The organism is Bacillus sp. NTK074B, assembly GCF_017303375.1.
Taxonomy (GTDB): Bacteria; Bacillota; Bacilli; order Bacillales; family Bacillaceae_B; genus Rossellomorea.
In genome coordinates this window covers 263,326-289,243 of record NZ_JAFKOH010000003.1, presented here as the reverse complement: position 1 = coordinate 289,243, position 25,918 = coordinate 263,326, and the positions used below count along the sequence as shown (strand labels likewise).

General features: G+C 45.6%; 31 protein-coding genes, 1 pseudogene and 1 other annotated feature (1 of these 33 cut by a window edge). Of the genes and pseudogenes, 25 read left to right on the top strand and 7 right to left on the bottom strand.

All coding sequences use genetic code 11. The annotated features are described in order from the left end of the window. Positions 1-30: 30 nt before the first annotated feature. Both JI667_RS07485 and rarD read left to right on the top strand, forming a co-directional pair. Positions 31-1,620, top strand: coding sequence for an amidohydrolase (locus JI667_RS07485; RefSeq protein ID WP_206851649.1), 1,590 nt, complete (start codon positions 31-33; stop codon positions 1,618-1,620). A gap of 78 nt (positions 1,621-1,698) precedes the next feature. Then, positions 1,699-2,613 (top strand): EamA family transporter RarD, encoded by a 915-nt coding sequence (gene rarD / locus JI667_RS07480; protein WP_206851647.1) that lies wholly within the window; start codon positions 1,699-1,701, stop codon positions 2,611-2,613. A gap of 237 nt (positions 2,614-2,850) precedes the next feature. Here the strand turns inward: rarD and JI667_RS07475 are convergent, their stop codons facing one another. Continuing rightward, positions 2,851-3,651, bottom strand: coding sequence for an NAD kinase (locus JI667_RS07475; RefSeq protein WP_280515472.1), 801 nt, complete (start codon positions 3,649-3,651; stop codon positions 2,851-2,853). Between the two features lie 153 nt (positions 3,652-3,804). Here JI667_RS07475 and sppA point away from each other — a divergent pair, with 153 nt between their 5' ends. The 8 genes from sppA to JI667_RS07435 all read left to right on the top strand — a co-directional run bounded on the left by sppA (position 3,805) and on the right by JI667_RS07435 (position 11,269). After that, on the top strand, positions 3,805-4,815 hold the full coding sequence (gene sppA / locus JI667_RS07470) for a signal peptide peptidase SppA (protein WP_206851642.1): 1,011 nt from the start codon (positions 3,805-3,807) through the stop codon (positions 4,813-4,815). Between the two features lie 53 nt (positions 4,816-4,868). After that, positions 4,869-5,351, top strand: coding sequence for an RDD family protein (locus tag JI667_RS07465; protein WP_368077890.1), 483 nt, complete (start codon positions 4,869-4,871; stop codon positions 5,349-5,351). Positions 5,352-5,621: 270 nt separating this feature from the next. After that, the gene (locus tag JI667_RS07460) at positions 5,622-6,332 is read left to right on the top strand and encodes a DUF2953 domain-containing protein (protein ID WP_206851639.1); all 711 of its coding nucleotides are present in this window, start codon (positions 5,622-5,624) and stop codon (positions 6,330-6,332) included. Between the two features lie 15 nt (positions 6,333-6,347). Continuing rightward, on the top strand, positions 6,348-6,824 hold the full coding sequence (gene ytfJ / locus JI667_RS07455; RefSeq protein WP_206851637.1) for a GerW family sporulation protein: 477 nt from the start codon (positions 6,348-6,350) through the stop codon (positions 6,822-6,824). A 129-nt stretch (positions 6,825-6,953) separates the two neighbouring features. Then, positions 6,954-7,454, top strand: a complete 501-nt coding sequence (tpx, locus tag JI667_RS07450; RefSeq protein ID WP_206851628.1) for a thiol peroxidase — start codon at positions 6,954-6,956, stop codon at positions 7,452-7,454. 134 nt (positions 7,455-7,588) lie between these two features. Next, positions 7,589-8,572, top strand: coding sequence for a class I SAM-dependent methyltransferase (locus JI667_RS07445; protein ID WP_414635226.1), 984 nt, complete (start codon positions 7,589-7,591; stop codon positions 8,570-8,572). Positions 8,573-8,828: 256 nt separating this feature from the next. Continuing rightward, positions 8,829-10,025 carry an acetate kinase gene (locus tag JI667_RS07440; protein WP_206851625.1) on the top strand — a complete coding sequence of 399 codons (1,197 nt, stop codon included), beginning with the start codon at positions 8,829-8,831 and terminating at the stop codon, positions 10,023-10,025. Between the two features lie 404 nt (positions 10,026-10,429). Next, the gene (locus JI667_RS07435; protein WP_206851624.1) at positions 10,430-11,269 is read left to right on the top strand and encodes an EcsC family protein; all 840 of its coding nucleotides are present in this window, start codon (positions 10,430-10,432) and stop codon (positions 11,267-11,269) included. A 19-nt stretch (positions 11,270-11,288) separates the two neighbouring features. Here the strand turns inward: JI667_RS07435 and JI667_RS07430 are convergent, their stop codons facing one another. Next, positions 11,289-11,609, bottom strand: a complete 321-nt coding sequence (locus JI667_RS07430) for a hypothetical protein (RefSeq protein WP_206851623.1) — start codon at positions 11,607-11,609, stop codon at positions 11,289-11,291. Positions 11,610-11,819: 210 nt separating this feature from the next. Here JI667_RS07430 and JI667_RS07425 point away from each other — a divergent pair, with 210 nt between their 5' ends. Together JI667_RS07425 and argH are read left to right on the top strand one after the other, a co-directional pair. Beyond that, positions 11,820-13,031 (top strand): argininosuccinate synthase, encoded by a 1,212-nt coding sequence (locus JI667_RS07425; RefSeq protein WP_211201228.1) that lies wholly within the window; start codon positions 11,820-11,822, stop codon positions 13,029-13,031. Beyond that, positions 13,028-14,422, top strand: coding sequence for an argininosuccinate lyase (gene argH / locus JI667_RS07420; protein ID WP_206851622.1), 1,395 nt, complete (start codon positions 13,028-13,030; stop codon positions 14,420-14,422). Before JI667_RS07425 ends, argH begins: the two co-directional genes overlap by 4 nt. A gap of 257 nt (positions 14,423-14,679) precedes the next feature. Here argH and JI667_RS07415 read toward each other — a convergent pair whose 3' ends face one another. Continuing rightward, on the bottom strand, positions 14,680-15,132 hold the full coding sequence (locus tag JI667_RS07415; protein WP_206851621.1) for a universal stress protein: 453 nt from the start codon (positions 15,130-15,132) through the stop codon (positions 14,680-14,682). Between the two features lie 108 nt (positions 15,133-15,240). Between JI667_RS07415 and JI667_RS07410 the strand changes: the two genes are divergently transcribed. Together JI667_RS07410 and JI667_RS07405 are read left to right on the top strand one after the other, a co-directional pair. Then, positions 15,241-15,393, top strand: a complete 153-nt coding sequence (locus tag JI667_RS07410; RefSeq protein ID WP_206851620.1) for a hypothetical protein — start codon at positions 15,241-15,243, stop codon at positions 15,391-15,393. Positions 15,394-15,523: 130 nt separating this feature from the next. Then, positions 15,524-16,621, top strand: a complete 1,098-nt coding sequence (locus JI667_RS07405; RefSeq protein ID WP_206851619.1) for a flavin monoamine oxidase family protein — start codon at positions 15,524-15,526, stop codon at positions 16,619-16,621. A 42-nt stretch (positions 16,622-16,663) separates the two neighbouring features. On the opposite strand, the gene JI667_RS07400 is transcribed toward JI667_RS07405, so the two are convergent. Together JI667_RS07400 and JI667_RS07395 are read right to left on the bottom strand one after the other, a co-directional pair. Further along, positions 16,664-17,317 carry an SDR family NAD(P)-dependent oxidoreductase gene (locus JI667_RS07400; protein ID WP_244668237.1) on the bottom strand — a complete coding sequence of 218 codons (654 nt, stop codon included), beginning with the start codon at positions 17,315-17,317 and terminating at the stop codon, positions 16,664-16,666. 68 nt (positions 17,318-17,385) lie between these two features. Continuing rightward, positions 17,386-17,817 carry a MarR family winged helix-turn-helix transcriptional regulator gene (locus JI667_RS07395; protein WP_206851611.1) on the bottom strand — a complete coding sequence of 144 codons (432 nt, stop codon included), beginning with the start codon at positions 17,815-17,817 and terminating at the stop codon, positions 17,386-17,388. Between the two features lie 157 nt (positions 17,818-17,974). Between JI667_RS07395 and JI667_RS07390 the strand changes: the two genes are divergently transcribed. The 9 genes and pseudogenes from JI667_RS07390 (at position 17,975) to JI667_RS07355 (ending at position 23,175) form a co-directional block, all read left to right on the top strand. After that, positions 17,975-18,940 carry a quinone oxidoreductase family protein gene (locus tag JI667_RS07390; RefSeq protein ID WP_206851609.1) on the top strand — a complete coding sequence of 322 codons (966 nt, stop codon included), beginning with the start codon at positions 17,975-17,977 and terminating at the stop codon, positions 18,938-18,940. A 252-nt stretch (positions 18,941-19,192) separates the two neighbouring features. After that, positions 19,193-19,483, top strand: a pseudogene (locus JI667_RS07385) (Type 1 glutamine amidotransferase-like domain-containing protein); the annotation flags it as partial. A 58-nt stretch (positions 19,484-19,541) separates the two neighbouring features. After that, entirely contained in the window at positions 19,542-19,952 is a 411-nt protein-coding gene (locus tag JI667_RS07380; RefSeq protein WP_206851602.1) for a hypothetical protein, read from the top strand. A gap of 106 nt (positions 19,953-20,058) precedes the next feature. Further along, positions 20,059-20,427: a DUF3291 domain-containing protein gene (locus JI667_RS07375; protein ID WP_244668236.1), complete on the top strand. Its 369-nt coding sequence runs from the start codon at positions 20,059-20,061 to the stop codon at positions 20,425-20,427. Beyond that, positions 20,375-20,521: a DUF3291 domain-containing protein gene (locus tag JI667_RS22665; protein ID WP_244668235.1), complete on the top strand. Its 147-nt coding sequence runs from the start codon at positions 20,375-20,377 to the stop codon at positions 20,519-20,521. The genes JI667_RS07375 and JI667_RS22665 overlap by 53 nt, the downstream gene beginning before the upstream one ends. A 243-nt stretch (positions 20,522-20,764) precedes the next feature. Continuing rightward, a complete protein-coding gene (locus tag JI667_RS07370; protein ID WP_206851601.1) occupies positions 20,765-21,112 on the top strand; it encodes a YciI family protein in 348 nt (115 codons plus the stop codon). Positions 21,113-21,142: 30 nt separating this feature from the next. Next, the gene (locus tag JI667_RS07365) at positions 21,143-21,694 is read left to right on the top strand and encodes a dihydrofolate reductase family protein (RefSeq protein ID WP_206851600.1); all 552 of its coding nucleotides are present in this window, start codon (positions 21,143-21,145) and stop codon (positions 21,692-21,694) included. A 28-nt stretch (positions 21,695-21,722) separates the two neighbouring features. Continuing rightward, entirely contained in the window at positions 21,723-22,070 is a 348-nt protein-coding gene (locus JI667_RS07360; protein WP_206851598.1) for a VOC family protein, read from the top strand. A gap of 28 nt (positions 22,071-22,098) precedes the next feature. Further along, positions 22,099-23,175, top strand: coding sequence for a DUF3626 domain-containing protein (locus JI667_RS07355; protein ID WP_206851596.1), 1,077 nt, complete (start codon positions 22,099-22,101; stop codon positions 23,173-23,175). 258 nt (positions 23,176-23,433) lie between these two features. Here JI667_RS07355 and JI667_RS07350 read toward each other — a convergent pair whose 3' ends face one another. Further along, the gene (locus JI667_RS07350; protein WP_206851594.1) at positions 23,434-24,195 is read right to left on the bottom strand and encodes an MBL fold metallo-hydrolase; all 762 of its coding nucleotides are present in this window, start codon (positions 24,193-24,195) and stop codon (positions 23,434-23,436) included. Positions 24,196-24,325: 130 nt separating this feature from the next. Here JI667_RS07350 and JI667_RS07345 point away from each other — a divergent pair, with 130 nt between their 5' ends. Next, a complete protein-coding gene (locus tag JI667_RS07345; protein WP_206851592.1) occupies positions 24,326-24,733 on the top strand; it encodes an Lrp/AsnC family transcriptional regulator in 408 nt (135 codons plus the stop codon). Positions 24,734-24,871: 138 nt separating this feature from the next. Here JI667_RS07345 and JI667_RS07340 read toward each other — a convergent pair whose 3' ends face one another. Next, complete coding sequence (locus JI667_RS07340; RefSeq protein WP_206851591.1) at positions 24,872-25,024, bottom strand: hypothetical protein; 153 nt, start codon at positions 25,022-25,024, stop codon at positions 24,872-24,874. A gap of 318 nt (positions 25,025-25,342) precedes the next feature. On the opposite strand from JI667_RS07340, the gene JI667_RS22660 reads away from it, so the two are divergent. After that, positions 25,343-25,432 (top strand): putative holin-like toxin, encoded by a 90-nt coding sequence (locus JI667_RS22660; protein ID WP_219927342.1) that lies wholly within the window; start codon positions 25,343-25,345, stop codon positions 25,430-25,432. A 280-nt stretch (positions 25,433-25,712) separates the two neighbouring features. Next, positions 25,713-25,918, top strand: a binding site (T-box leader); it runs 51 nt beyond the window's last position.

Here is a 25,918-nt window from a genome sequence, read left to right as displayed (position 1 = left end):
ATAGACTTTTATGAAAGAAGGAAATGCATCATGGGTACTTTATGGAAAAATGGAATCATCTATACAATGCAGCAGGAAGGTCATCAAGTGGAAGCGGTTTTTACAGAGAACGGCCTGATCAAGGGATTGGGCACAACGGATGAATTAGAGCAGAAGTTTACGATCGATTCAGTGGTGGATCTGGAGAAGAAGGTGATGTTTCCGGGATTTGTCGATAGTCATATGCATCTGATCGGTCACGGCGAAACGTTGATGAGGCTGGATCTTTCCAGTATGAACAGCAAACGGGAAGTGCTGGACAGCATCAAGGAAAAAGCCGATGTTCTTGAGGAAGGGAAATGGATCATAGGGGAAGGCTGGAATGAAAACCTTTGGAGTGATGCCGCCGTCCTGACCAGACAGGAGATCGATGCTGTCGTCCCTCACCATCCAGTCCTATTGAAGCGGATCTGCCGGCATGCCATGGTCGTCAACTCACCGGCATTAAGAAATGCAGGAATCGATGAAGACACACCGAATCCTCCAGGTGGTTTGATTGAAAAAGCCGATGATGGATTTCTCAATGGATTACTCAAGGATAAGGCACAGGACCTGATGATCGACGCCCTGCCTTCCATCTCATCCGAGTACCTTGTGGAAGCCCTGACAAAAGGGATCGAAAGCTGCTGGGAAAATGGACTGGTCGGCGGTCACACAGAGGATTTGAGTTATTATGGAAACTTTAAGAAAACGTACAATGCTTTCCTGAAGACCATTAACGAAGGCGACAAGAAGTTCAGGGCCCATCTTCTTGTTCATCATGAAGTGATTGAAGATTGGAAGGAAGATGGCCATCATTTCCTTGGAGGGAATGAATTCATTGAATTCGGTGCCATGAAAATCTTCGCCGACGGTGCTCTAGGCGGCAGGACGGCACTCCTGAGCTACCCGTACGCCGATGATCCAAGCACGCAGGGGGTCAGCATCCACACCAATGAACGGCTTTTGGAACTGGTGAAAAAGGCAAGGAAGTATGAACTTCCCATTGCAGTACATACCATCGGGGATCAGGCTTTCGAAAATGTCGTCGATGCAGTTCTGAAGGCGCCTTCCGTTTACGGTAGACGCGACCGGCTGATTCATGCACAGATCCTTCGGAAAGAATTGATTGATAAAATCAAAGGATTGCCCCTAATCCTCGATATCCAACCAAGATTTGTAGCGTCGGATTTCCCCTGGGTGATTGACCGATTAGGTGAGGAAAACATGAAATATAACTATGCATGGAAGACGCTCCTTGAAGAAGGCATTCCGTGTGCAGGTGGATCGGATGCACCGATCGAACCGATCAACCCGCTTTGGGGCATTCATGCGGCGGTCACCCGTACCAACCCACTTGATCCTGAAAGAACGGCGTATCGACCAGAGGAAAGGCTCACGATGTACGAAGCGATTTCCCTTTTTACAAAAGGCAGCGCCTATGCCTGTCACCATGAAGACGACAGAGGGGTGATAGGTGAAGGTTACACGGCTGATTTCACCGTATTGGATATCGATCCATTCAACGTGGAAGAAGATCAATTACTCGGCAAAGTCGTCGAGATGACCATAGTGGATGAAACCATTGTCTATAAAAAATAAATAATCGTTGCCCCCAAAACTATTCACCGATATAATGAAGATATTTCGGAAATAGAAATAGTTTTGGGGGTGTTTTTTATGAAGCAAGATCAAGCCGGGATCCTGTATACGGCCTTTTCCTATTTTCTTTGGGGGATTCTGCCGATCTACTGGAAGTGGCTGAATCATGTGCCGGCTGATGAAATCCTCGCCAACCGCATTTTCTGGTCGTTCTGGTTCATGCTTCTCTTCCTGTTCGTCAGCAGGCGTTGGAAGGACTTTACCACTTATCTAAAAACATCTCTGACCAAAAAGAAGCAGCTGTTCGCCCTGCTGCTTGCTTCCATTCTGATCAGTACAAACTGGTTCATTTACATTTGGGCTGTGAATACCAATCAGATGGTGGAAGCAAGCCTCGGTTACTATATCAATCCGCTGGTCAGCGTGTTATTGGGTGTGTTCATTTTAAAAGAAAGCCTGTCGAGGGCTCAAATCGTTTCGTTCGGGTTAGCCACCATCGGGGTGCTGATCCTGACGATATCCTACGGGGACTTCCCCTGGATTGCCATCGGTCTCGCCTTCTCATTCGGACTATACGGTCTGGCCAAAAAGCTGATCCAAGTCGAATCATCCATCGGACTCACACTCGAAACGATGACTATCGCACCCGTATCCCTGATCTACCTTGCCTACATGTACAAACAAGGAACCCTGTCCCTTTTCCATGTTTCCGGAGGGACGGACCTCTTACTCATAGGGGCCGGGGCTGCAACGGCAATTCCGTTATTGTTCTTCTCAAAAGGGGCACAGCAGATTCCTTTGTACATGGTCGGATTCTTGCAATACATCGCCCCGACGATCACATTGATCCTCGGCATATGGGTGTATCATGAAGAGTTTTCCATGACCCATCTTGTTTCGTTCATGTTCATTTGGCTGGCATTGACGATCTTTACGGCTTCGCGCGTGCAGTATGCGAGGAAGCGGAGGAGAGAGGCGAGGTTGTCAGCATAATGAAGAACGCTCCAGTTTCAGGACTGGAGCGTTTTTTGGTGTGCGATTTGATGAGAGATGGTGGAAGTGGCGCGAGTTTCGGTCAGACTGGCACAAGTTTAGTGGAAAGTGGCACGAGTTTCTTCAACAGTGCCGCAACGAACGGTCAAACTGCCGCAACAACAGTCCAGACTGCCTCAATCCACCTCAGTCCGAGCACAAACTCACTCATCCGCATCCGGCTCATCCCCCTTCAACCTACAAAAACGATCGCTTCACTTTCTCCCAGAACGAGTTATCCTTCAATTTCACCGTTTTAATCACCTTATCACTCAGTTTGGCTTCAACTTTTTCCACATGTTGAATGCTCAACGCCTCATTGTCCATGCCCATGGCCGGATAGTCATTCCCATCCTGGACGATCTTCAGAACCAAACGGCGCTGTCCGCTCACGATAAAGGAAGATCCAAGGGTACGATAACGGTTGTTATTCAATGAAGCCATTTCGCTCACCTGGATACAAGGAAGCATCGGATCGACGACGGCACCGTTGACGGATTTATTATAAGCGGTACTTCCCGTCGGAGTGGCGAAAATCATGCCGTCCCCCCTGAACGTTTCGAAGTGTTTGTCGTCGATGAAAACGTCCATGACGAAAGTTTTAATGATGCCCGAGCGGATGCTGAATTCATTCAGGCAGTGGAAGGACGTCTGGTTGTCGACAGTCACTTCAATAGTGGGATATTTACGTACTTCGATCTGCTCAGTTGTCATGGCTTCGATCATTTTGGAAGTGTCATCGATATGGAAGTCACAGTACATACTTAATGTGCCGCCAGTGGAGATGCCTGCATAAAGGCAATCCTCCCTGAATCCGGTTTGACGGACAGCCTGGAGGAAGGTTCCATCGCCACCGATGCTGACGATGATATTCGCATTTTTTGAAGATTCTACTATATTGAAATCATAGCGCTTTGCCAGTTCATACAATTGATCGAGTTTTACCTGCATTCCTTCTTGATGCAGAGCATAGAAAAAGATATTTCGACGGTTATTCAACATATGTACCTCCCAGAAAGTTAAAGGATAATTTTTCCCATTTCCATGAAATTTTGCTAGAATCTAACTTAGTGAATATTCTATCATGTTTTCGCGTGAGAATGATATTCATATCCTTACATAAGATAGGGTAAACGAGGGAGGAATATACAGATGAATGCAAAAAGATGGACAGCATTAGGAATAGCTGGCGGATTATTCTTTGTTTCGGTAATCGTCAACTTTGCGACCTCTGCTGTGACAAGCGATGTTAATCAGGCATTTGAAGACATGTTCGGAGGAACGGACACTCCATTTTCCGAAGAAATCATCGATGAAGGAAACACAAATAAACGGATCGCGGTCCTGGAAGTGGAAGGGGTCATCCAGGATACGGGCGGAGCCAGTTCCTTATTTGAAAGCCCGGGTTATAACCATGAGCTCTTTATGGATAAGCTCGATGCCGTTGAAAAAGACAAGTCCGTCAAAGGGATTATTTTGAAAGTGAATTCTCCAGGCGGCGGCGTAGTGGAAAGCGCACAGATCCACTCGAAGCTGGTGGAAATCATGGAAAAGACGAAGAAGCCGATCTATGTATCCATGGGCGGAACGGCAGCTTCCGGAGGCTATTACATATCAGCACCGGCTACAAAGATTTTCGCCAGCAAAGAAACGCTGACAGGTTCACTTGGTGTCATCATGCACAGCATCAACTACTCGGAACTGGCTGAGAAATACGGAGTCGATTTCGTCACGATCAAGAGTGGACCGTATAAAGATATCATGAGTCCGACCCGTAAAATGACCGACGAGGAAAAGAAGATCATTCAATCCATGATCGACAATTCCTATGAAGGCTTTGTGGATGTCATCGCGAAAGGCCGTGATATGTCCGAAGCGGAGGTCAAGAAGATTGCAGACGGCCGTGTGTACGATGGAATCCAGGCGAAGGAAGTCAATTTAATTGATGAATTCGGTTACGTGGAAGACACAATCGCTGCGATGAAAAAAGACTATAAACTAAAAGATGCACAAGTATTTGAATACACTGCAGGTGACCCTTTCTCTGAATTCTTCAGTATGGGTGCAAGGAAAATGATGGGTCAGGATATGGAAGCGGCGGCACTGATGAAGCTCCTCTCAAATCCTGGTTCTCCACGATTGATGTATCTATACTCTGAATAAGGAAGGTGAATGACGTGAGTGAAAGCTTTGAACAAAACGAAACACGGGAACAGATCGAAGTCCGGTCATCCTCCCCTGACTATTCAGGGACAAGCGGCTATTATCTGGCGGGATTCTGGATCCGATTCTGGGCCTATCTTGTTGACTTGATCGTCATCGGCAGCATCACGCGGCTGATCGTGAATCCAATCTTTAAACTATTGGACATTTCCTTATCCGACGGCTCGATGTTTGCACCGATTTCGATTTTGACGAGCATCGTGTTCTACGGGTATTTCGTTTTAATGACGAAATACTTCAGCCAGACGATCGGGAAAATGGTATTCGGTATCCTTGTCATTGAGCTGAAAGGTGGGAAACCTTCATGGGGAACCATCCTGTTCAGGGAACTGATCGGCCGGTTCATCTCCACGACCATCTTTATTTTATATGTGGTGGTGGCGTTTACGAATAAGAAGCAGGGAATCCATGATTTGTTTGCGGATACCACGGTGGTTCAGGAAAAGAAGAAGCTGGAGTTTACTCCGGCCGTGTAAGGTATAGAAGCAAACCTGCTGATGAGGCGGGTTTGTTTTTTTTATGGGAAAATGCGCAATTACGGGTTGAAATGACGCAATGAATAAAATAATGACGCAATCACGGGACGAAATGACGCAATGAATCCCAGAATGACGCAATCACGAATCAAAATGACGCAATCAACCAACAGAATCCACCGACAGAACCATTTTTCACAGCAAATTCCACCCACCCAAGTTTATTTTCCCTCGCAAAGGCCATAATAAGAGGTTGAAGGGTGTGAATTTATGAGCTGGTGGATTTGGACGTTAATCATTATCGCTGCACTTATTATTTTTCTATTAATCATTGCGATCATCACTAAGCTGACCGTCACAATTTCCTTATACCATGGAAATGACAATGATCATTTCAAGGTGAAGCTGAGGGCCTGGTTCGGTTTGATCAAATATACCATCGACATTCCCCTGGTGAAGCTTGATGATGACGGTCCGAATGTCGTCGTGGAGCAGGAGACGAAGAAGGGGAACGAAAGCAATCCTTCTAAGGAAAAGGCGTCGAAAAAGAAAATCACGCCTCATGATTTCATTGCGAGTTTAAATGATACGAAGGAAGTCGTCCTACACGTCCAATCCATGCACCGGATCATCAGGGGGTTCCTGAAAAAAGTCAAACTGGATCAAGTCCAATGGAAGACCCTTTTCGGCACTGGGGATGCGGCATCAACGGGGACACTGACTGGAACGATCTGGGGAATGAAAGGGAGTATCATCGGAATCCTCAGCGGTTATATGCGCCTTCAATCCAAGCCGGTCATTGAAGTGACCCCGACATTTCAGCATGCGGTGATCCAAACACAATTTTCATGTATTATCCAGTTTCGCATAGGGAATGCTATCCTAGTAGGTTTCAAGATACTTCGGTACTGGAGAGGCGGCATAGCCAGATTTAAGACAAAGCCCCTTTCCACCATTTCTGGAGAAAAACATTCAGTTTAACTAGGAGGTCTTCACATGTCAGAACATCCGATTGAAGGTCTGATGACCACGGCAATGGAAAATTTAAAAGAAATGATCGATGTGAATACAATCATCGGTGATCCCGTTGAAACACCCGATGGAAGCGTCATCTTGACCGTTTCAAAAGTAGGGTTTGGATTTGCAGCAGGTGGCAGTGAATTCATCATCGACAGCAAGGGCAAGGACGACAGCGGCAAAGGAGGAGATGGCGGGAGTGACAAGTCATCGCCTAAACAGCAGCCGTTTGGCGGAGGGAGCGGGGGCGGTGTCTCCATTACTCCGATTGCGTTTTTGATCGTCAGTTCGAAAGGAATTAAGATGCTTCATTTAGATGAAAGCACTCACTTGATCGATCGCCTGCTGGACTTAGCACCGGGTGCCATCGAGAAAATTCAGGGTATGATGAAAAAGGATGACAATAAGCAGGATCACAACGGGCAGCATAATCAAAATCATAAGCTGGATCTTTAAAGGACAAAGAGCTTACTCGTCATGAGTGAGCTCATCTTTTTTTCGGGAAGGACCCTATGATTTGCTTTCCCCCTCCCTTTTTCTGTACTATGAAAAGTGTACATACCATTTATAGAGGAGGAACAAATCATGGCAAATATCACGTTCAAGAACAACCCTGTCACTTTATTAGGTAATGAGGTAAAAGTAGGCGACAAAGCTCCCGACTTCACAGTATTAGCTAATGATCTGTCAGAAGTCACACTGAATGATTCCAAAGGCAAGGTGCGTTTAATCAGTGTCGTTCCTTCCATCGATACCGGTGTTTGTGATGCACAGACTCGTAAATTCAATGAAGAAGCAACGAAATTTGATAATGTAGAAGTATTGACGATTTCTGTCGACCTTCCATTCGCACAAAAACGCTGGTGCGGAGCGAACGGAATCGAGAATGTCCAAACGCTTTCTGATCACCGCGATCTTTCTTTCGGTGAAGCATTCGGGGTTCACATCCAGGAACTTCGTCTTCTTGCACGTGCTGTATTCGTTGTAAACAGCAATGATGAAGTAACATATGTGGAATATGTGAGCGAAGCGACTGACCACCCGGATTACGATGCTGCCGTTGAAGCAGTGAAAAACGTAAAGTAATCCTGATTCAACCAGAATATTCTTTAGACATGCTGACCTGACTCTCGGATGGTCAGCATTGTTTTTTTTTACAAACGCCTTTGACAAAGGTAAAATAGATGAATGAAATTGAGATAAAGGAATGAATGCCGATGATTAATTCGCCAGTCGAATCACTATTTGGAATAATCGACGAAACGGCTACCCTGCTGCAGGAAGAACTCGCATGCAGTTATTTAGAAGCCGTTGCCGAAACAGGGGAAAACCTTTTCCAAGGGGACGTCCTTCAGGAAGAGGTCAGTGAACTGACCAAGAAACGCCTGAACAAGAAGTACGATGAAGTAAATTTTTCTCAATTAGAGAATGAAAATATCCGTAAAGCCTTTCAATTCGCGATTTTAAAAGGAATGAAGGAAAACGTACAGCCGAATCACCAAATGACGCCGGACTCACTCGGACTGTTCATCAGCTATCTGGTGAATAAATTTACGGCCGGCATGAATAAACTGACCGTTCTTGATCCGGCGATAGGGACGGGGAACCTTTTAACGACGGTGTTAAACCAAATGCCGGGTAAAGAAACCGAGTCCATCGGGGTGGAAATTGATGAGGTGCTGATCAAGCTCGCGTATGTGGGAGCCGATCTTCAGAAGCATCCATTGCAGCTCTTTAACCAGGATTCATTGGACCCCTTGTTCATCGATCCCGTCGATCTGGTTCTTTGCGACCTGCCAATCGGGTATTATCCCAACGACCTGCGCGCCCAGGACTACGAGCTGAAAGCGGACGAGGGCCATTCCTATGCCCATCACCTATTTATCGAACAAAGCCTGAAACATACCAAAGACGGAGGATACCTATTCTTCATTGTGCCGAACGGATTGTTCGAATCACCGCACAGCGGGCAGCTTCAAGGATACTTGAAAGAGAAAGCAGACATCCAGGGCTTCCTGCAGCTGCCTCTCTCCCTGTTTAAAAATAAAAACTCAGCGAAGAGCATTCTGATCCTTCAGAAGAAAAAGACAGGAATCAAGCCTCCTAAAGAGGTACTGCTTGCTCAACTGCCAAGCCTTTCTAATCAGAGAGCCCTTCAGGACATCTTGTCGAAGATCGATCAGTGGTTGGTACAGAATAAATAATTGACTGCCTTAGGGCGGTCTTTTTTTTTATTGATCTGGTGTTGGGGGTATGAAGGGGAAGAGGAGTTAAGCGACGCACTGCGTATTCTAATTTTTGTGAAAATATTTAATTTAACATGAAAACGATGTCATTTCAAGCTTTTTCTTGAAATAGGGTGGAGTCAGTGATTTAATGAGGAATTGAGAGATAAAAAACGATTCAATGAACAGAATAAAGTAAGAGTCGATAGATCGAAAACAAAAGGAGCGATACAACGTGGCAAAAAAAGTGATTGCAATTAATGCTGGAAGCTCTTCCTTAAAGTTTCAGCTTTTTGATATGCCTGAAGAAACGGTTATTACAAAAGGTCTAATTGAACGTATCGGACTGAATGATGCGGTTTTCAATATAACAGTGAACGATGAGAAACGTGAAGAAGTAACGGATATCCCGAACCATGAAGTAGCTGTTAAAATGCTGCTTGAAAAGTTGACAGGCTTTGGTATCATTGATTCACTTGATGAAATTGATGGAATCGGTCACCGTGTTGTACACGGAGGAGAGGTCTTCAATGATTCTGTTCTGATCACAGACGAAGTGATTACGAAGATTGAAGAACTATCTGATCTGGCGCCACTTCATAACCCTGCAAACTTAACAGGGATCAAGGCATTCCAAAACGTGTTGCCGAATGTTCCTGCTGTTGCAGTATTCGATACAGCTTTCCACCAATCCATGCCTGAAAGCTCATTCTTATACAGCCTTCCTTATGAGTACTATGAAGATTTCGGAATCCGTAAATATGGTTTCCACGGTACATCCCATAAGTATGTATCTCAGCGTGCAGCTGAAATGCTTGGCCGTCCGGAAGAGCAAGTGCGTCTGATTTCCTGCCACTTAGGTAATGGTGCAAGTATCGCGGCCATCGAAGGCGGTAAATCTATCGATACATCCATGGGCTTCACACCACTTGCAGGTGTTGCCATGGGAACTCGTTCAGGTAATATCGACCCGGCCCTTATCCCGTTCATCATGGAGAAAACAGGATCAACGGCTGATGAGGTATTGAACATTCTGAACAAGAAGTCCGGTATGCTTGGTGTTTCTGGATTCTCAAGTGACCTTCGTGACATTGAACAACAGGCTTCAGAGGGTAACGATCGAGCGGAACTGGCTCTTGAAGTATTCGCCAACCGTATCCATAAATACATCGGATCATATGCATCCCGCATGTACGGTGTAGACGCGATTGTCTTCACAGCAGGTATCGGTGAAAATAGTACGCTAGTCCGTGAAAAAGTCCTTCAAGGCTTGGAATTCATGGGCGTATACTGGGATCCGGCACGCAACAAAGTACGTGGAAAAGAAGCCTTCGTCAACTATCCGCACTCACCTGTAAAAGTCATGATCATTCCTACGAATGAAGAAGTGATGATTGCACGTGATGTGGTGGAAAAAGGGAATATCGGTTGATATATGAAACGGGATCACCTTGGAGGGTGGTCCTGTTTTTTTTGTTAAAAGAAGGGGAGTGTTCCTAAATTAGCCGGCGAAACCTCCTCGATTCAGACCTTTAATGGTCCTGTTTTAGCGTGGAATGTAAATTTGGAGAGGGGTTGTGGTTATAAATGGTCAAGGGAGTAGTGGCTGAGATCTCCCTCGTTGGCGAATCATGCGGGAATGGAAGGGAATCATGCCAGATTCACTATATTCGTGCGGGAATTCTGATTTTACGTGCGATATTTTAAATAATCATGCCGCAATGTCGAATTCTCTTTACGACAGGAATTCACTGACTATTCCCACCACTCACCCGAATTCTCCTCCCAGATATGATATACTATACCTAATTCAAGGAATGTAAGGAGTGGGGAGAAGTGAACTGGTCAGAACGGGATAAGCAGGTATGGCAGTCGATCAAGACGTGGAGAGAAGAGTTGTATGAATATGAAGCGAATGATTTGGAACATACATATGTGAAGTGGTTGGATTATGCGTTTGAATCGATTCCTGAAGATGTGCAGGAGCAATTTTTCCAGCGGCTGGATGGCTGGTTGTTTCATATGCACTCTCTGATACAAGGCTCACAGATGCAGAATGACGCTCGTGAACGCATCCTTGTGACGGCTCGGGCGTTTAATCAGGACATTCAGACAGTTGAGGATCTGCATTATTTAACGATTGATCAGCTTCATTACATAGCAGAACAGCATGCAGGACGCCATCGCATCTATTCGTTATTGCAAGGTGGCGTGACGGGGACCGGCGGCTTGGTGGCTCTTGGTTCGGATCTCCCCGCCATGCTCGTCATCAATCTCCGTTCGGTCCAGCTCATCGCCATCACGTACGGATTCGATGTTCAGACGCCGTTTGAAATGATGACGTCACTGAAGGTGTTCCATGCGGCCACCCTGCCGGCAAGGCTTCGCGCTCTTGCATGGGAGGATCTGATGGAGGACCTGAACAAGAAGGATTCCAATTACTTCTATGATGGTTCGGAGCAGCTGACGGACTATACGTGGCTGGAAGGATCCATGAAGCAGGCACTGAAAGCGATGGCGATCACCATGTTTAAAGGGAAGAAGTGGTCCGGTCTGCCCCTTGTCAGCATTGCCATCGGAGCAGGATCCAATTATCAGCTTTCAAGGAAGATCACGGATTTTGCGGAGAAATATTATCAGTACCGCTATTTGCGCGATAAGAAAAATGAACAATAATAAAAGGGGAATGATGTGCTCAACGCATCGTTCCCCTTTTTGTTTTTTCCGGATGGGTCCGGTACCAGAGCCATAAATCATTGATCTCTGAAGCCCGTTCGGAAATTTCATTATTGATCCTGCAGGATTGCTCGAAGTCATCTTCCTGAGCGAGTTCCTCCTGCAGACGCTCGATGTCCCCATCCATTTCCCTGATACGGTCAGGAATCGTGCCACGGACGCGCTCCCACTCAAGAAGGATCACTTCCTGTTCCTCAGAAGAATACATCGGCCATTCCTTCAACATCACAGGAAGAAGGATTCCCAGTCTGCAATCATACGAAAAAAATTCGTTCCTCATCTTCTGGATTCTCCTCACTTTTCGCTCTTCTTTCATCCTACAATATATTCTGCATGAAGCCCAGTGCGAAGCCTATGTCACACGTTGCCCATAAAATAATTATACAAATTTATGAATAAGTATTGATGTATCCCTAGTAAACTGCTAATATAAATTCATCTTAAGGAATAAATATTCATTTATATAGAAAATCAACAGGAGGAGATACGGATGAATAAAAAAGTGGTTTTAGCCTACTCAGGTGGTTTGGATACGTCAGTTGCGATTCAGTGGTTAAAGGAAAAAGGATACGAAGTCATTGCATGCTGCCTGGATGTCGGGGAAGGAAAGGACCTGGATTTTGTACAGGAAAAGGCGTTGACGGTGGGAGCTTCCAAGAGCTTTGTCATTGATGCGAAAGAAGAGTTCGCGAATGACTACGCACTTATCGCTTTGCAAAGTCATGCACTATACGAGGGCAAATATCCACTGGTCTCCGCTCTATCAAGACCATTGATTGCGAAAAAACTTGTTGAGGTCGCGGAACAGGAAAATGCAACGGCCGTGGCACACGGTTGTACGGGAAAAGGAAATGACCAGGTGAGATTCGAAGTGTCCATTGCGGCATTGAATCCTTCTTTAGAAGTGATCGCGCCTGTTCGTGAGTGGAAATGGTCACGTGAAGAGGAAATTGAATATGCGAAAGAAAAAGGAATTCCAATTCCGATCAATTTGGATTCTCCATACAGCATCGACCAGAATCTTTGGGGCAGAAGCAATGAGTGCGGAGTCCTTGAGGATCCTTGGGCTGCACCACCGGAAGACGCATATGACCTGACATCCAGCATTGAAGAATCACCGAATGAAGCGGATGTAGTTGAAATCACGTTCTCAAAAGGGGAGCCTGTGGAACTGAATCACATGGCGTATCCTCTGGAAGAAATCATTGCGAAACTGAATGTGCTGGCAGGTAAGCACGGCGTCGGCCGTATCGATCATGTGGAGAACCGCCTGGTTGGGATCAAGTCACGTGAGGTGTATGAATGCCCGGCTGCTATGACCCTTTTAAAGGCACATAAAGAACTTGAGGACCTTACATTGGTGAAAGAGCTTGCACATTTCAAACCGGTGATCGAGAAAAAAATGACTGAATTAATTTATGAGGGACTATGGTTCTCTCCATTAAATAAAGCGTTGAAGGCATTCCTTGATCAAACGCAGGTGTATGTGAATGGCGTTGTACGCGTGAAATTATTTAAAGGCCATGCCATTGTGGAAGGAAGAAAATCACCGAATTCCTTATATGATGAAAACCTTGCAACGTATACGAAAGCGGATGAATTCGATCACGACGCTGCCGTTGGATTCATTCAACTATGGGGTCTTCCGACAAAGGTGTCTTCCATGGTCAACTCTGAAAAGAAGGAGAAAGTCACTTTATGAGTAAGCTATGGGGAGGACGTTTCACTAAAAAGCCGGAAGAGTGGGTGGATGAGTTCAATGCATCCATCTCATTCGATCAGGAGCTCGTATTAGAAGACATTGAAGGCAGCGTCGCCCATGTGAAAATGTTGAAAAAGTGCGAGATCCTGACAAACAGTGAATCCAATCAGATCCTCGATGGCCTCCAAGTGCTGTATGGAAAGGCTGAAAAGAATGAGCTTCAGTTTTCAGTTGAGTATGAAGATATTCATTTGAATCTGGAGAAGCAGTTGATCGACTTGATCGGTGAGGTCGGGGGAAAGCTTCATACAGGAAGAAGCCGTAACGACCAGATTGCGACGGACATGCATCTGTTTTTAAAAAGACGGGTGGAGGAAATCGTCAAGCTCGTTGAGGACCTACAAGAAGCCATCATCGTGCAGGCGGAAGAGAATGTGGAAACGATCATTCCGGGCTATACTCATCTCCAGCGTGCCCAGCCGATTTCGTTCGCTCATCATCTGATGTGTTATTTCTGGATGCTGAACCGTGATAAGGAGCGACTAGCTGATTCGTTAAAAAGAATCGACATTTCTCCATTGGGTGCCGGGGCGCTTGCCGGAACAACATTCCCGATTGATCGTGAGTATTCAGCTGAACTTCTTGGCTTCGATTCCTGCTATGAAAATAGTCTCGATGCCGTGAGTGACCGTGACTTCATCCTTGAATTCCTGAGCAACAGCTCGATCATGATGACGCATCTTTCCCGTCTGGCGGAAGAGATGATCCTGTGGTCAACGGAGGAGTTCCGATTCATCGAGCTCGATGACAGCTTCACGACCGGAAGCAGCATCATGCCGCAGAAGAAGAACCCGGATATGGCGGAGCTGGTCAGGGGGAAGACGGGCAGGGTGAATGGGAATCTCATTTCGCTTCTCACTGTTTTAAAAGGACTGCCGCTTGCGTATAACAAGGACATGCAGGAAGACAAAGAAGGGATGTTCGATACGGTGAAGACCGTGGTGGGATCCCTTAAGATCTTTACGGGCATGATTGCGACGATGAAGGTGAACACGACAGTAATGAAGGAAGCGGTAGGGAATGATTTTTCCAATGCGACGGAGCTTGCGGACTACTTGGCTACGAAGGGGATTCCGTTCAGACAGGCCCATGAAATCGTCGGGAAGCTTGTGCTGTATTGCATTGAGAAGGGCTGCTATCTGAAGGATGTATCGCTTGAGGAGTATGGTGAGTTTTCTTCCTTGATCGAGGAGGATATTTATTCGATTTTGACTCCGTTTTCGGCTGTGGAGAGACGAAAGTCGTATGGTGGTACTGGATTTGAGCAGGTGAAGGTGCAGATTGGGAAGGGGAAGGCTGAGTTGGGATCTTTGGCTGCTCAATCTGTGTAGAAAAATTTAAAACCTTCACATTAGCGAGTGCTGGTTGATTTCCGCTGCAGGTGCTCGCTTTCCGCGGGGCTGGCGGTGAGCCTCCTCGGGCTTTGCCCTGTGGGGTCTCACCTGTCCAGCGTTTCCCGCAGGAGTCGAGCACCTTCCGCTACAATCAACTTATTGGGTCTGCCGTTTCAATACAGAAATAAGCGATTGGGGTGAATCACTATCCCTCAACCGCTTATTTCTTTTTTTGATGGATTAAAGATAATAAATCAATCTTCCACTTCTTCCGTTCTGACAACCAGTACGTCGCAGTGGGCAGCCCGGGTGATGTGTTCGGAGACGCTGCCGATGAGGAAGCGTTCGACGGCGTTGAGGCCGGTGGCTCCGCATATGATGAGGTCTGCTTTGACGTTTTTGTTTGCTTCTCTTGGGATGATCACTTTCGGGGAGCCATATTCGACATAGGTTTTGACTTTGGTCAATCCGGCTTTGCCCGCTTCTTCTTTGTACTCGTTTAATAATTCTTCAGCATACTTGATGGCTCTTTCACCTACTGTGCGGTCATAGGATTCGATGGCCGCGAAAGAGCGGGTGTCGATGACGTGGATCAGGGAAAGAATGGCGTCGTTCCGTTTGGCGATAGCAATCGCTTTCTTGAAGGCCCATTCTGCTTCCCTGGACCCATCTACAGCTACTAATATGTTGTGATATTTTAAACTCATTGTGATCCCCTCCTTAGATTCATCATACTATATTTTCCCACTTATATCTGTAGCCAATTTTCGAACAATAAAGGAGAATAGACTAATTATTTTTTAGGGGGAATCACCATGAAGAAGAGAGATCCGAAAGAACAGTTCACGTATGATGAAAACGCGAATCAACAGGTGAGCCAGCAGATCATGGATTCGTATACGAGCGGCGTCATTGACACGGAAAATGGTCAGTATGGGACGTATGAAAACGAACAATATAAAGAGTAGGTAAAGGAAAAGCTTGCAGAGACAGTTAATGTTTCTGCAAGCTTTTTTATTACTTAAGCTCCCCTGAATGAAAAGGTCCGTCCCTTCTGCTACAATACTCTTTAGTATAAAAGAGATAGGAGGTCACGGCATGAAGAAACCTGTGATCATTGTCGGGGCAGGCCTGAGCGGTCTCAGGGCCGCTTCCCTTCTCCACTCAAAAGGCGTTCAGTGTGTGGTCCTTGAAGCCCGGGGAAGAATTGGAGGGAGAGTCATCAGCGAGACCATCGGAGGGACGGACCTTGGGAAAGTAGACCTCGGACCGACGTGGTTCTGGCCTGACTATGAGCCTCTCATCACACGTCTTGTAAAGGAGCTCGGTTTACAGACGTTTCTGCAACATACGGAAGGAGCCCTTCTCTATGAGCAGTCAGAAAATGCTGTTCCGCAACGGCATGTGTTACCGGAAGGGGCTGTGCAAAGATCATTCAGGCTGCATGGGGGTGTGAAGTCACTCATTGATGCCGTCCATGATACTCTTCCGTCCGGTATTGTTCAGTTAAATACAACGGTAAAGGCAATCCGGATGGATGACGAAGGAGAAGTCACAGTCGAAGCTGGTGAACAAGGTCTGAAGAAGGAATGGAACGCAGAAGCTGTGATCCTTGCTATGCCACCACGGCTTGTGGCACGGCGTCTTGCATTCTCACCCTCTCTTCCCGAAGAACTCATGCAAAGTCTGATTGAAACACCGACTTGGATGGCGGGACAAGCGAAGGCAGTGGCCGTTTATGAAACTCCATTCTGGCGGGATGAGGGGCTTTCCGGTCAGGTGACGAGCTGGGCCGGTCCGCTTCAGGAAATACATGACGCCTCACCAGATGAAGGGGTGGGTGCTCTATTTGGATTCTCCGGGATGCCGGCTGAAACGCGCAGGGAGCTAGGTCAGGACAAAATAGTGGATCTTGTCTTGGAACAGCTGATACGCTTATTCGGTGAGCAGGCGGGTTCGCCAATCTCCCTTCTGTACAAGGACTGGTCAGATGACCCACATACTGCGGTAAAAGAAGATGCTGAACCGCTGATGAATTTTCCTGAATATGGTCCACTTGGGCATGCAGGTGTGTGGGAACAGAAAATCCTATTTGCCGGAACCGAAACAGCAGCCGAAAGTGGCGGTCATCTGGAAGGTGCTCTCCGGTCGACTGAACGTGCGGTTTCCAGATTGCTGGAGAACCAATATAAATAAAGATAGAGCCATCACATAAACTCTGTGATGGCTCTTAATCTGTCACGCCTCTTCGTATACAACCTCAACGTCCTCTTTATCCTCATGCATCTTGTATAAAGCCCCGGCAATCTTATCCCCCGAGAAATATGTGTCTTCCTGAACGAATCCGTTAATGGTCAGAGTCCCTACATAGATTCCTATCGGGGTCAGTTCCTGATTCAGGCTGTAAGCGAGGTTTCTCAAGCCCGCTTTTCCAACCGATAATGATGCAACGGCTGCACTTGGATAGAGGGCAAGTCCTCCACCTGTCAATAGGATGGATCCTGATTCTTTTTTCATGAAAGGAAGGATTTCCTGAACCGCGGCCAGTGCACCTGCCACGTTCACTTTAAAGTCATAAACGAAATCTTCCACGCTGATCTCAGTCGGTTGTCCAGGTCGGATGGAGGCTGCATTATAAAGAAGGACCTCGATGTCATCTCCAAATGCTGCTCTTACTTCAGAAAGAGCATTTTGTATGGACGATTCGGATGAAACATCTCCTTGAAATCCTTTTGCTGTGATACCATGCGCCGCTATATCACTTTCAAGCTCCTGCAGTGAAGAAAGGGTACGAGAAATGAGTGCGACCTTGTATCCTTTCAATCCAAAATTCTTCGCCGTCTCATAGCTGATCCCTTTACCGGCTCCGATGATGACAATCGTTTTATTCATAATGTATTCCTCCATTTTCATATTTGTATATGCAAATGAATGGGTAAAAATAGAGCGTAAAAACATTCTCACTCTTTTTCAAGCTTTAGACTTGCTTCATGCAGCATCCGGCTCAAATCCAGGCTGAAATCCTTCCCAAGCCTCTCGGAATAATCCTGGAACATTTCTTTGATCGACACACGAAATTCACGGTACAATTCTTCCCCTTCCTCCGTTAAAGAGATGAAGGTTTGCTTACCGGACATTTTGCGAATGACAATGTTCCGATTTTCCAGCTTATCGATGAAACGCGTACTGGTGGAAGGGGCAATGGCCAGCTTCTGACACAGCTCTTTCTGCGTGATTCCCGGTTTGAAGTGAATGACCATGATCATATAAAAGTAAGATGGAGCAAGTCCCCCGGCATCCAGGTGTTTTTCCGCAAGCTTGGTGATGCTGCGTGAAAACCGGCTTGCCGTAAAGTATAAGCAGTGAATCAGAACGTCTTCTTCCTGGTTCATCGTTCAACATCCTTTCATTTGCATATACAAATTATCACAGTGAAGAACGCCTTGTCAACATAAGCGCAGATTATGGCTGCTCTTTAGTTTTTCTATTATACGGATATCAGACTTTTACATTAAAATGAAAAGGAGATAGTGGAAAAGGGGTGTTGTGATGAGAGCAGTGATTCAATATGAATTCGGGGATTCCCATGTCCTTCAGTTAGCAAATGTGGAGACTCCGAAGATAAGTGAAGATGAAGTGTTGATTAAAACCGCATTTACGAGTGTGAATTTTGCTGATATCAAATCAAGAAGAGGCAATAAAGGAAAGGCGAATTTCCCTTTTACACTGGGTCTCGATGCAGCTGGGACCGTCGTGGAAGCGGGGAAATCTCCGGGATTTGACGCCGGGGACCGTGTCATCGCTTTTCCGATAGGTGGTTCTTACGCCGAATATGTGAAAGCCCATAAACAATTGACATTCAAAATTCCCGAGAGTCTTTCCTTTGAACAGGCGGCAGCCATGCCTACTGTGTCAATCCTGTCTTATATCCTGTTACACGAAATCGGCCAGGTGAAGAAGAATGATACGATCGTTGTCCATAGCGGGGCAGGGGGTGTCGGTTCCATGCTCGTCCAATTGGCGAAGCTTGCAGGGGTTGAGAATGTCATAGTAACCGTTGGCAACTTAGCCAAAGAAGGCTATGTCAAGAGGCTGGGAGCAGACTGTGTTTGTACATACGACACGTTTCCAGAAAAAGTGTTACAGCTGACGAACGGCAAGGGGGCACATGTCATTTTCGATTCCGTTGCAGGTGAAGTCACGACGACAAGCCTGGACTGTCTGTCACTTTACGGAACCCTCGTTCAATTCGGCAACAGCAGCGGTAGTGCGGGTCACTTTAAAACGAGCGATGTGCATTCCTCCTGTCGAAATGTAAAAGGCTTTAGCCTGGGGACGACGAGGAAACATCGACCTGAGGTGTTGGCTCCTGCAGCCGGGAAAGTCATAGACTTATTCGCATCGGGAACACTCATGCTTCCCATTGAGAAGATTTTCGATTTAAGTGAGGTGGAACAGGCTCATGATTTAATCGAAAGTCGTAAGTATGAAGGGAAAGTATTGTTACGAGCATAAATGGGGAGCCTGCTTCCACACAAGTGATGATGTACAATAAGAATTAAAGAGAAGGTGTAAAGTCTTCATTTATGTTCAACTGACAGCAGATCGTTTCTGAAAACAGCGATTGCACATAAAAATGGCCGTTCATCCAAGAAGGATAAACGGCCATTTTTGTTGAACTCCTTATAGAATCGGTAGCTCTGGTTTATGAAATAAGAACACCCAAAATTTAAGGGTTTGACTACACAAGGAGATGAAATCATGAATTCTGGACTTGCAGATCTTTTACCATTGCTGGACGCAGTTTATGTAGGAATGAGTGCAGGGAGTATAGTGATGGCCCCTAACATCGGAAAAGACTTTGTTGGTTGGAATCCTCCGAACGGCGGGGATGCAGCGCTGGGAATGGTTGACTCTTCAATATTCCCTCACCTGGACCATGAGATGCTGCCGGAAAACAAGATGTCTGATGCAGAAAAATGGGCAGTGGGCATAAAGGGTCCGGCGTATGCAATCGATGATCAGACGGCCATCAAAGTGGTGGATGGAGAAGTTTAAATCATTTCGGAGGGGAATTGGAGCCTGTTTTCCTCTTCCAAAAGGAATCATTGGGCCAATGATTAATAGGGTAGGAGTAAAGGGGACGAAATCGAAAACAATAGTCTCCGCACTATTATTTGCTGTCGTTGTAACCATAGGTTTTATCTGGACAGAGCATCGTGGCAGGATGTACAGTCTACAATACACTCCAGAGTCGAAGCATGAATTCAAGATCCCTGCACAGGTTCCGTTTGCTGAAATGAAAGTGACCGATGTCTCAGTTGGAGAAGATCAACAGGAAGCGGCCATTTCGTTACTAAACGCTGATAAAAATATAATGGACATCCGAATCACATCATCAAAACCGGAGTATGCAGCAGATAAGGTCAATAGGGTGAAAATCGGAGAGGATATGAACGGGGATTTTATCCCGGATGACTCTGGTAGAAGGGTCCTACCTGGAAGGATGAATGGTACTACGAAATAATCTATTACCCAAAACTAACCCCAAAAGAAGTGAGTAAAACGCAGTTGATTCAAATGGCAGAGTCTTTTTACTAATGAATTTCATGATAGTAATGGGAGGGGTATATATGGCGTTTGTTTCCATTTACACGATCGGCAGGTTGCGTCACCCTTATGACCACCCGTCATCTCGTGAGTTTTATGATAGAGGATTTAGAGTGATGCGTCAGGCACATGTATCAGGTATGATAAGGGAACTTTCATCAGGTGGAGTCACGTTATCTGAAGAAGGGGAAGGGAGTGGTTATCCCGTACTGACGTTAACCGTATGGGAAAGTCTTCACTCTTTATATCGGTTTACCTATTCGGGCAAGCACAGTCAGGCATTACGGAATCGGAATCAATGGATGGAATCGGAATCAAGAGAACCATCTTTCATATGCCATGTGGTGGATAGAAAATCCAGGGGATGTAACCTGGGAGGATGCTTTCAATAGATACCGTCACTTTATTCAACATGGCTCCACTCCTTTTGTTTTTGATTTTAAGAAAGCGTTTGATGAGGAGGGAAAACCGTGTAGCCTGAAATAGATGACTAGATTGAAAGGTTACGAGAGTGTAAGGAACTCGAAAACGGAGCCTCTCGGGTAGACTGAACGACCTCCAAAAAGATCTTTTCTCAATTGGGTGCAAGCTTTATCATGTCTTTCCTTTCCTAACAATTTTCAAAGCCTGTCAGTGGTGAACGTATACTAAAAGAAGGAATACCCGATGAATCATAGAATATTCAAGTAAAGTACTTTTAATAGGAAGTGTGGAAAGGGAGAAGTGGCTATGCTCTTTATGATGATTGTCAAAGCCTCGAGAAATTCGGAAGCGGGTAACCTCCCGAGTCCCGACCTCATGGAAGCGATGATGCAGTACAATAAGGATTTAGTGGAAGCAGGTGTGCGGGTGATGGCCAAGGGCCTTCATCCGAGCTCGGACGGTATTCGAATCTCGTACCCGGAACCAGGGGGAGATCCGGTCGTAACGGAGGGACCTTTTGAAGTCGATGAATTAGTCGCGGGGTTCTTCCTCATTGATGTGAAGTCGAGGGAAGAAGCGATCGAGTGGGCGATGCGCGTGCCGGATCCTCAAGGGTACGGGGAAGGCCAGGTGGAATTGCGTCAGATGTTCTAAGTAAACGATTCAAGAGGGGAGGAAAGAAAAATGGGTGAATTGATTTATCATGTTGCCGTTTCCCTGGATCATTTTATCGCGGATCAAGCATTGATAGACGGGGATATCGAACGTTCCCTGTTTCTATTTGATGGCGATCATGTACCTGATTTCCTGGAAGACATAAAGGACTATGATGCGGTATTAATGGGCAGGAAAACATATGAGTTCGGATTCCTGCTGGGGGCAAAGCCTGGTGAACCCGGGTATAAGGGAATCAAGCATTATATATTTTCAAAGTCCCTTCAATTCGACTCTAACGAAGAAGTAGAATTGATAAAGGAAGACGCCATACCCTTTATTCAGCGACTAAAGCAGCAACAAAAGGGCAACATCTGGCTCTGCGGCGGTGGAGAGTTAGCCGGGGAACTGCTCAAACATCGACTTTTAGACCGCTTAGTCCTGAAGGTCAATCCCATTCTGGTCGGGAAGGGCACTCCATTATTCGGTAGGGAAGAGCCTCGAGTAAACTTGAAGCTGTTGAACGTAAAACCATATTCCAGTGGCGTCATTAAATCGGAATATACGTTTAGTTATTCTTAAATGAAAAGAGAAAAGGAGAGAACATATCATGATCAAAGGCTTTGGAGGAATTTTCTGGAGAACCAAAAATCTGGATGAGATCAAGAAATGGTACAACGAAGTGTTAAAGCTTGATATAGAAGACTGGAATGGGACCATTATTAAATCCGATCCCCAAAATGAAACGATTTTCTCACTCTTTACAGAAGAGGACCCATACTTCCCGACAGAACAGCAGGTCATGTTAAACTTCCAAGTACATGATCTTGAAGAAACGATCGGGCATCTGAATCAAATCGGAGTGCCCCTTGCAAAGGATAAAGAAGTGGGTGAATTTGGTCAGTTTGTTTGGATTAAAGATCCTGAAGGCAGGCTGATTGAGCTTTGGGAGAAATGATGGTTACTGTTAGGAGAGTCGTAGCTTTATGGGATTAACCTCGTCACAGAAGCAGGCAATCGACTATTTTACTGCCTGTGCCCTAAAGCACAAAGCGGAAGCCAAGGCAACCATTCATCATGTCCTTGACATGTCCAATATTTCCGGTGAAGTGTTTGAACAAGCCGTTCATCATATTAAATCCAACGCCCGGATCGGTTTACATTTTCACCCGGATCGACCAGTGTCCATAACGAAGAACGTGGCAGAATCACTCCTGGATCACGGGGAATATAAGAGCCAGTTTGAAACATTGATTTCAAATGGGAAAGTCTCCCCCCATCCAGGTGGTGACCGGGATATGTGGGAGGAGAAAATGTTTGGAGGGGCTTATCAAGTCGAAAGCACATCGATGAGTGAACGGCCAAAGTACGGAGCATTGAACCTGATGTTACACCCGGATGGTCCTTCCCCACGGTTCGGTTCTTGTTACTTCTTGTTATCCCCAAGTGTCTCATCCCGATCTACCTTTACATACATGGATTCTCATCAAAACCCCTTTGAGAAGGGGACGTATCAAGAGTTTGATATGATCCTGGCTGGCCTTTTGGAAGAAATGTTTTTAAGGGATTTTGCACTGGGAGAGAAGGATTTGACTCCGACGAGATTCCTGCAACACGTTTGGAATCACCTTGAATACGGTAGAAAGGAAAGGGTGGCTCATCGAAACCTGAATCATTATATCGAATCCCAGATTCACGGGCCGATTTCTTTAAAAGAAGATGTGGAAGTGCTGGTCGCCGATCCATCTTTTAAGGATACAAAGGTCGGTGATACCCTGGAGGAAATGTCTTCCAAGTATGCCATCGATCTTCAATGGCATATGGGATTTGTCCTTCATGTAAAGGATGTCCCTTCTGATTTCAGGGGACCATCCATGCCGTCCCTGGCAAAGCGGATCGCTTATAAAGACAGGATTGATGCCCACACAATCGGGTCAGCTGTCATGAGTTTGAAACGAGATTGGGATTCCTGGAGTGATCGGGGTACGTATGAAGAGGTGCTGCAGGAATTGAAGCTATTGTGGCATGTTTTGGTGAAGTATGGAAGACCGCTCGGAAAATGATTGAGGTGATACTGCAATGAGAAAATCATACGTGCCGGTATTGGCATTAGGTTTTATTCTGATTTCTGTCTTTTTAAATGATAACTCTCTTCACAAGGTGGAGCAGTCTTGTATTGCCAACGGTAAGACGCCAAACGTTGAGAAGACTTTATTGGCAGTTAATTGGAGTTTTTCCTGTCGATGAATCAGGTCTGACTCATAGTGAGTCAGACCTCAATAATTTTCTTTATACTTACCAGCAGTCAAGAGGGGAAGGATTTAAAAACGGATGGTGTCTCCATCCTTTGGCACAATCAGCTGAGAGGCAATGCCCTTTTCAGCAGCATACTCTTTTAACTCTTCCCTGGACAGGGTCCAGTGATTCACTGCTTCCATATGAACGGCGATGATGGTCGCTTCTGGTGCAGCTTCTGCCGTTTGGAGGACGTCTTCCTTTCCCATGACGAGTGAGCCGCCTTCAAGAAATTGATTGTCACCTGCGTTGACGACGATGATGTCAGGGCGATGTGTGTCGATTTCTTCCCTCACCCCTTCATACCATACCGTGTCACCCGCTACATAAAGGGTTTTCTCGTCCTTATGGGTGAAGACCACACCGCAGACAGATCCGGTAAGGTTCAGGATTTCCCCCCGGCCGTGTTCCCCTTTTGTCTTAGCAAGATGAACGTTCTCAAAGATTGAATCTTCTTTCAGAACTTCGACATGATGGAAACCGTCTTTTCTGACGGCGGCAGCGTCCTCGTCGCTTTGTACGAATAGGGCGATATCCTTTGGCAGTGCTTCTTTGGCTGCATCGTCATAGTGGTCCAAATGGAGGTGAGTAAGGATGACGGCATCCGCACCATGAAGGATTTCCTCAAGGGGTACGGGAAGTCCGGTCAATGGGTTTTGTTGATCCTGACGAAGTGAATTCGGGAACGGAGGGTAGCTTCCTTTTTCCGCAAGGAACGGGTCGATAATGAATTTTTTTCCTGCATATTGAACGATAAGCGTGGCATTTCTGATCAGTTGGATGTTCATAAGTTATTCGCTCCTTTTCTTTATTGATTTCTGTTAACAATGTATAGTTTAAAGCATAAGAGTGAAGGTATACATAACCTGACGAAAGTGTTTTGACCGTTTTACTTTATTTTTGAAAGGAGTTTGCGGGATGCTAGACCAAACAGATTTAAGGATACTGGACGAATTGTCCCTAAACAGCCGGATTTCAATGAAGGAGTTAGGAGAGAAAGTTCATCTGACGGCTCCTGCTGCCTCTGCCAGGGTAGCGAAAATGGAAGACAAGGGGATCATTGAGGGGTATACCATTCGTTTGAACCAATTGAAGATGGGATTTTCGGTCCATGCCATGATCCATATCTATTTAAGGAGCGCCAACCATCAACCATATCTGTCATTTGTAAAAGAAAACTCTGAGAATATCCTTCACAATTATAAAATCAGCGGGGAAAGTTGTTACCTCATCGAATGTAAATTCCAGAACAATGAGATACTTGATGGCTTTCTGACAGAGCTTAGTGAGCTCGTCAGTTACAAATTATCAATCGTGATTAATTAGTAACTATTTTTTGATGTATCAGGACACACTGAAGAGTGATCTGCAGCTGGCAAATCCTTGATTAAATAATATTATCCATCATAAGATGATTCACTGAGATGGCCGACTCCTGTAAGTATCACGTTCCTTCAGTCTTGTTTACTTCGCTCTAACCAACCTAAGTTCTTCCGCCTTCGCCAACACACATTTCTTCTCATCGGAATTCAATTCGACATACTCAGAATCATAGATCCAGAATATGGTGTATACCTCATCTTCGTATTCTACAATATCGCCGAGATTATATTTCATTTTTTCTCCTTGAAGAGGATCGATCCATTCTCAGTGAACAGAGTATATTTTACCATTTCTTTTTTACTATAAAACATCCCTGTTTCTTTCTGAAAGGCGATTGAGATTGAGTTTTGTCATGAAACCGCAGGTCTACGCTGAAATTCATCCTGAATTATTCTTCTAAGAATGAAGAAAGGGGACGGGACCAAATTTTCAAACCGGTCCATTCGGTAGGGAGCAAACGCATGTTTGCCTGTGATATAATGGAAGGACACAACATAATACGGAAGATGGGGTAGCGGCTCACACTCCCGAGTGAAGGGAGGTGATACGCTAATGATTGCTGTAGGAGATGTATTGCAAATTATGATTGCCTTTGGAACATTGATTGTAGCAATTGTCGCAGTTACACAAAAAAAGAAGTAACCATCGTCCCCACCGCTCATGAGGATCATTGATGATTACTTCTGTTTCGATTGACTCTAAGTGAGCCGCTGCACTTTCCATGCAGTTTATGTTGTGGAGGAGTCCTGATTGCCGTCAGGGCTCCTTTTTTAGTGTACTTAACTACTTTTATTATATACATAAGTGGATTCGTTAGTAAAGAATAGTGAATAGATGGATGGAGCAGTGCAATAATAAAATAAAAAACATTGACAAATTCATCCTGTATCATTTACATTTGTTCTAACATATATTGGATCACTTACATTCCATGACGAGAACGAGTAGGTATGGAGTCTGATCTACAGAGAGTTGGCGATTTGGTGGAAGTCAACGTTCAGGTCATATTGAATATCCTCTCCGAGAAGCAAAGCTGAAGGCCCTTTAAGCTTTGACGGGTTTCCGCCGTTACAAGGAACGCGTATGATTGTACGTTGAATGAGCGCTGTCACGTAAACTTGAAATACA

Coding starts and splice junctions, on each gene's coding strand:
- sppA (WP_206851642.1), top strand. CDS start 3,805: ATGAATGCAAAAAGATGGACAGCATTAGGAATAGCTGGCGGATTATTC.
- JI667_RS07400 (WP_244668237.1), bottom strand. CDS start 17,317: ATGAATAAAACGATTGTCATCATCGGAGCCGGTAAAGGGATCAGCTAT.
- JI667_RS07405 (WP_206851619.1), top strand. CDS start 15,524: ATGAAGAAACCTGTGATCATTGTCGGGGCAGGCCTGAGCGGTCTCAGG.
- JI667_RS07395 (WP_206851611.1), bottom strand. CDS start 17,817: ATGAACCAGGAAGAAGACGTTCTGATTCACTGCTTATACTTTACGGCA.
- JI667_RS07485 (WP_206851649.1), top strand. CDS start 31: ATGGGTACTTTATGGAAAAATGGAATCATCTATACAATGCAGCAGGAA.
- JI667_RS07410 (WP_206851620.1), top strand. CDS start 15,241: ATGAAGAAGAGAGATCCGAAAGAACAGTTCACGTATGATGAAAACGCG.
- JI667_RS07375 (WP_244668236.1), top strand. CDS start 20,059: ATGGCGTTTGTTTCCATTTACACGATCGGCAGGTTGCGTCACCCTTAT.
- JI667_RS07350 (WP_206851594.1), bottom strand. CDS start 24,195: ATGAACATCCAACTGATCAGAAATGCCACGCTTATCGTTCAATATGCA.
- tpx (WP_206851628.1), top strand. CDS start 6,954: ATGGCAAATATCACGTTCAAGAACAACCCTGTCACTTTATTAGGTAAT.
- JI667_RS07460 (WP_206851639.1), top strand. CDS start 5,622: ATGAGCTGGTGGATTTGGACGTTAATCATTATCGCTGCACTTATTATT.
- JI667_RS07390 (WP_206851609.1), top strand. CDS start 17,975: ATGAGAGCAGTGATTCAATATGAATTCGGGGATTCCCATGTCCTTCAG.
- ytfJ (WP_206851637.1), top strand. CDS start 6,348: ATGTCAGAACATCCGATTGAAGGTCTGATGACCACGGCAATGGAAAAT.
- JI667_RS07355 (WP_206851596.1), top strand. CDS start 22,099: ATGGGATTAACCTCGTCACAGAAGCAGGCAATCGACTATTTTACTGCC.
- rarD (WP_206851647.1), top strand. CDS start 1,699: ATGAAGCAAGATCAAGCCGGGATCCTGTATACGGCCTTTTCCTATTTT.
- JI667_RS07345 (WP_206851592.1), top strand. CDS start 24,326: ATGCTAGACCAAACAGATTTAAGGATACTGGACGAATTGTCCCTAAAC.
- argH (WP_206851622.1), top strand. CDS start 13,028: ATGAGTAAGCTATGGGGAGGACGTTTCACTAAAAAGCCGGAAGAGTGG.
- JI667_RS22660 (WP_219927342.1), top strand. CDS start 25,343: ATGATTGCTGTAGGAGATGTATTGCAAATTATGATTGCCTTTGGAACA.
- JI667_RS07365 (WP_206851600.1), top strand. CDS start 21,143: ATGGGTGAATTGATTTATCATGTTGCCGTTTCCCTGGATCATTTTATC.
- JI667_RS07360 (WP_206851598.1), top strand. CDS start 21,723: ATGATCAAAGGCTTTGGAGGAATTTTCTGGAGAACCAAAAATCTGGAT.
- JI667_RS07340 (WP_206851591.1), bottom strand. CDS start 25,024: ATGAAATATAATCTCGGCGATATTGTAGAATACGAAGATGAGGTATAC.
- JI667_RS07425 (WP_211201228.1), top strand. CDS start 11,820: ATGAATAAAAAAGTGGTTTTAGCCTACTCAGGTGGTTTGGATACGTCA.
- JI667_RS07380 (WP_206851602.1), top strand. CDS start 19,542: ATGATTAATAGGGTAGGAGTAAAGGGGACGAAATCGAAAACAATAGTC.
- JI667_RS07430 (WP_206851623.1), bottom strand. CDS start 11,609: ATGAGGAACGAATTTTTTTCGTATGATTGCAGACTGGGAATCCTTCTT.
- JI667_RS07415 (WP_206851621.1), bottom strand. CDS start 15,132: ATGAGTTTAAAATATCACAACATATTAGTAGCTGTAGATGGGTCCAGG.
- JI667_RS07370 (WP_206851601.1), top strand. CDS start 20,765: ATGCTCTTTATGATGATTGTCAAAGCCTCGAGAAATTCGGAAGCGGGT.
- JI667_RS22665 (WP_244668235.1), top strand. CDS start 20,375: ATGTGGTGGATAGAAAATCCAGGGGATGTAACCTGGGAGGATGCTTTC.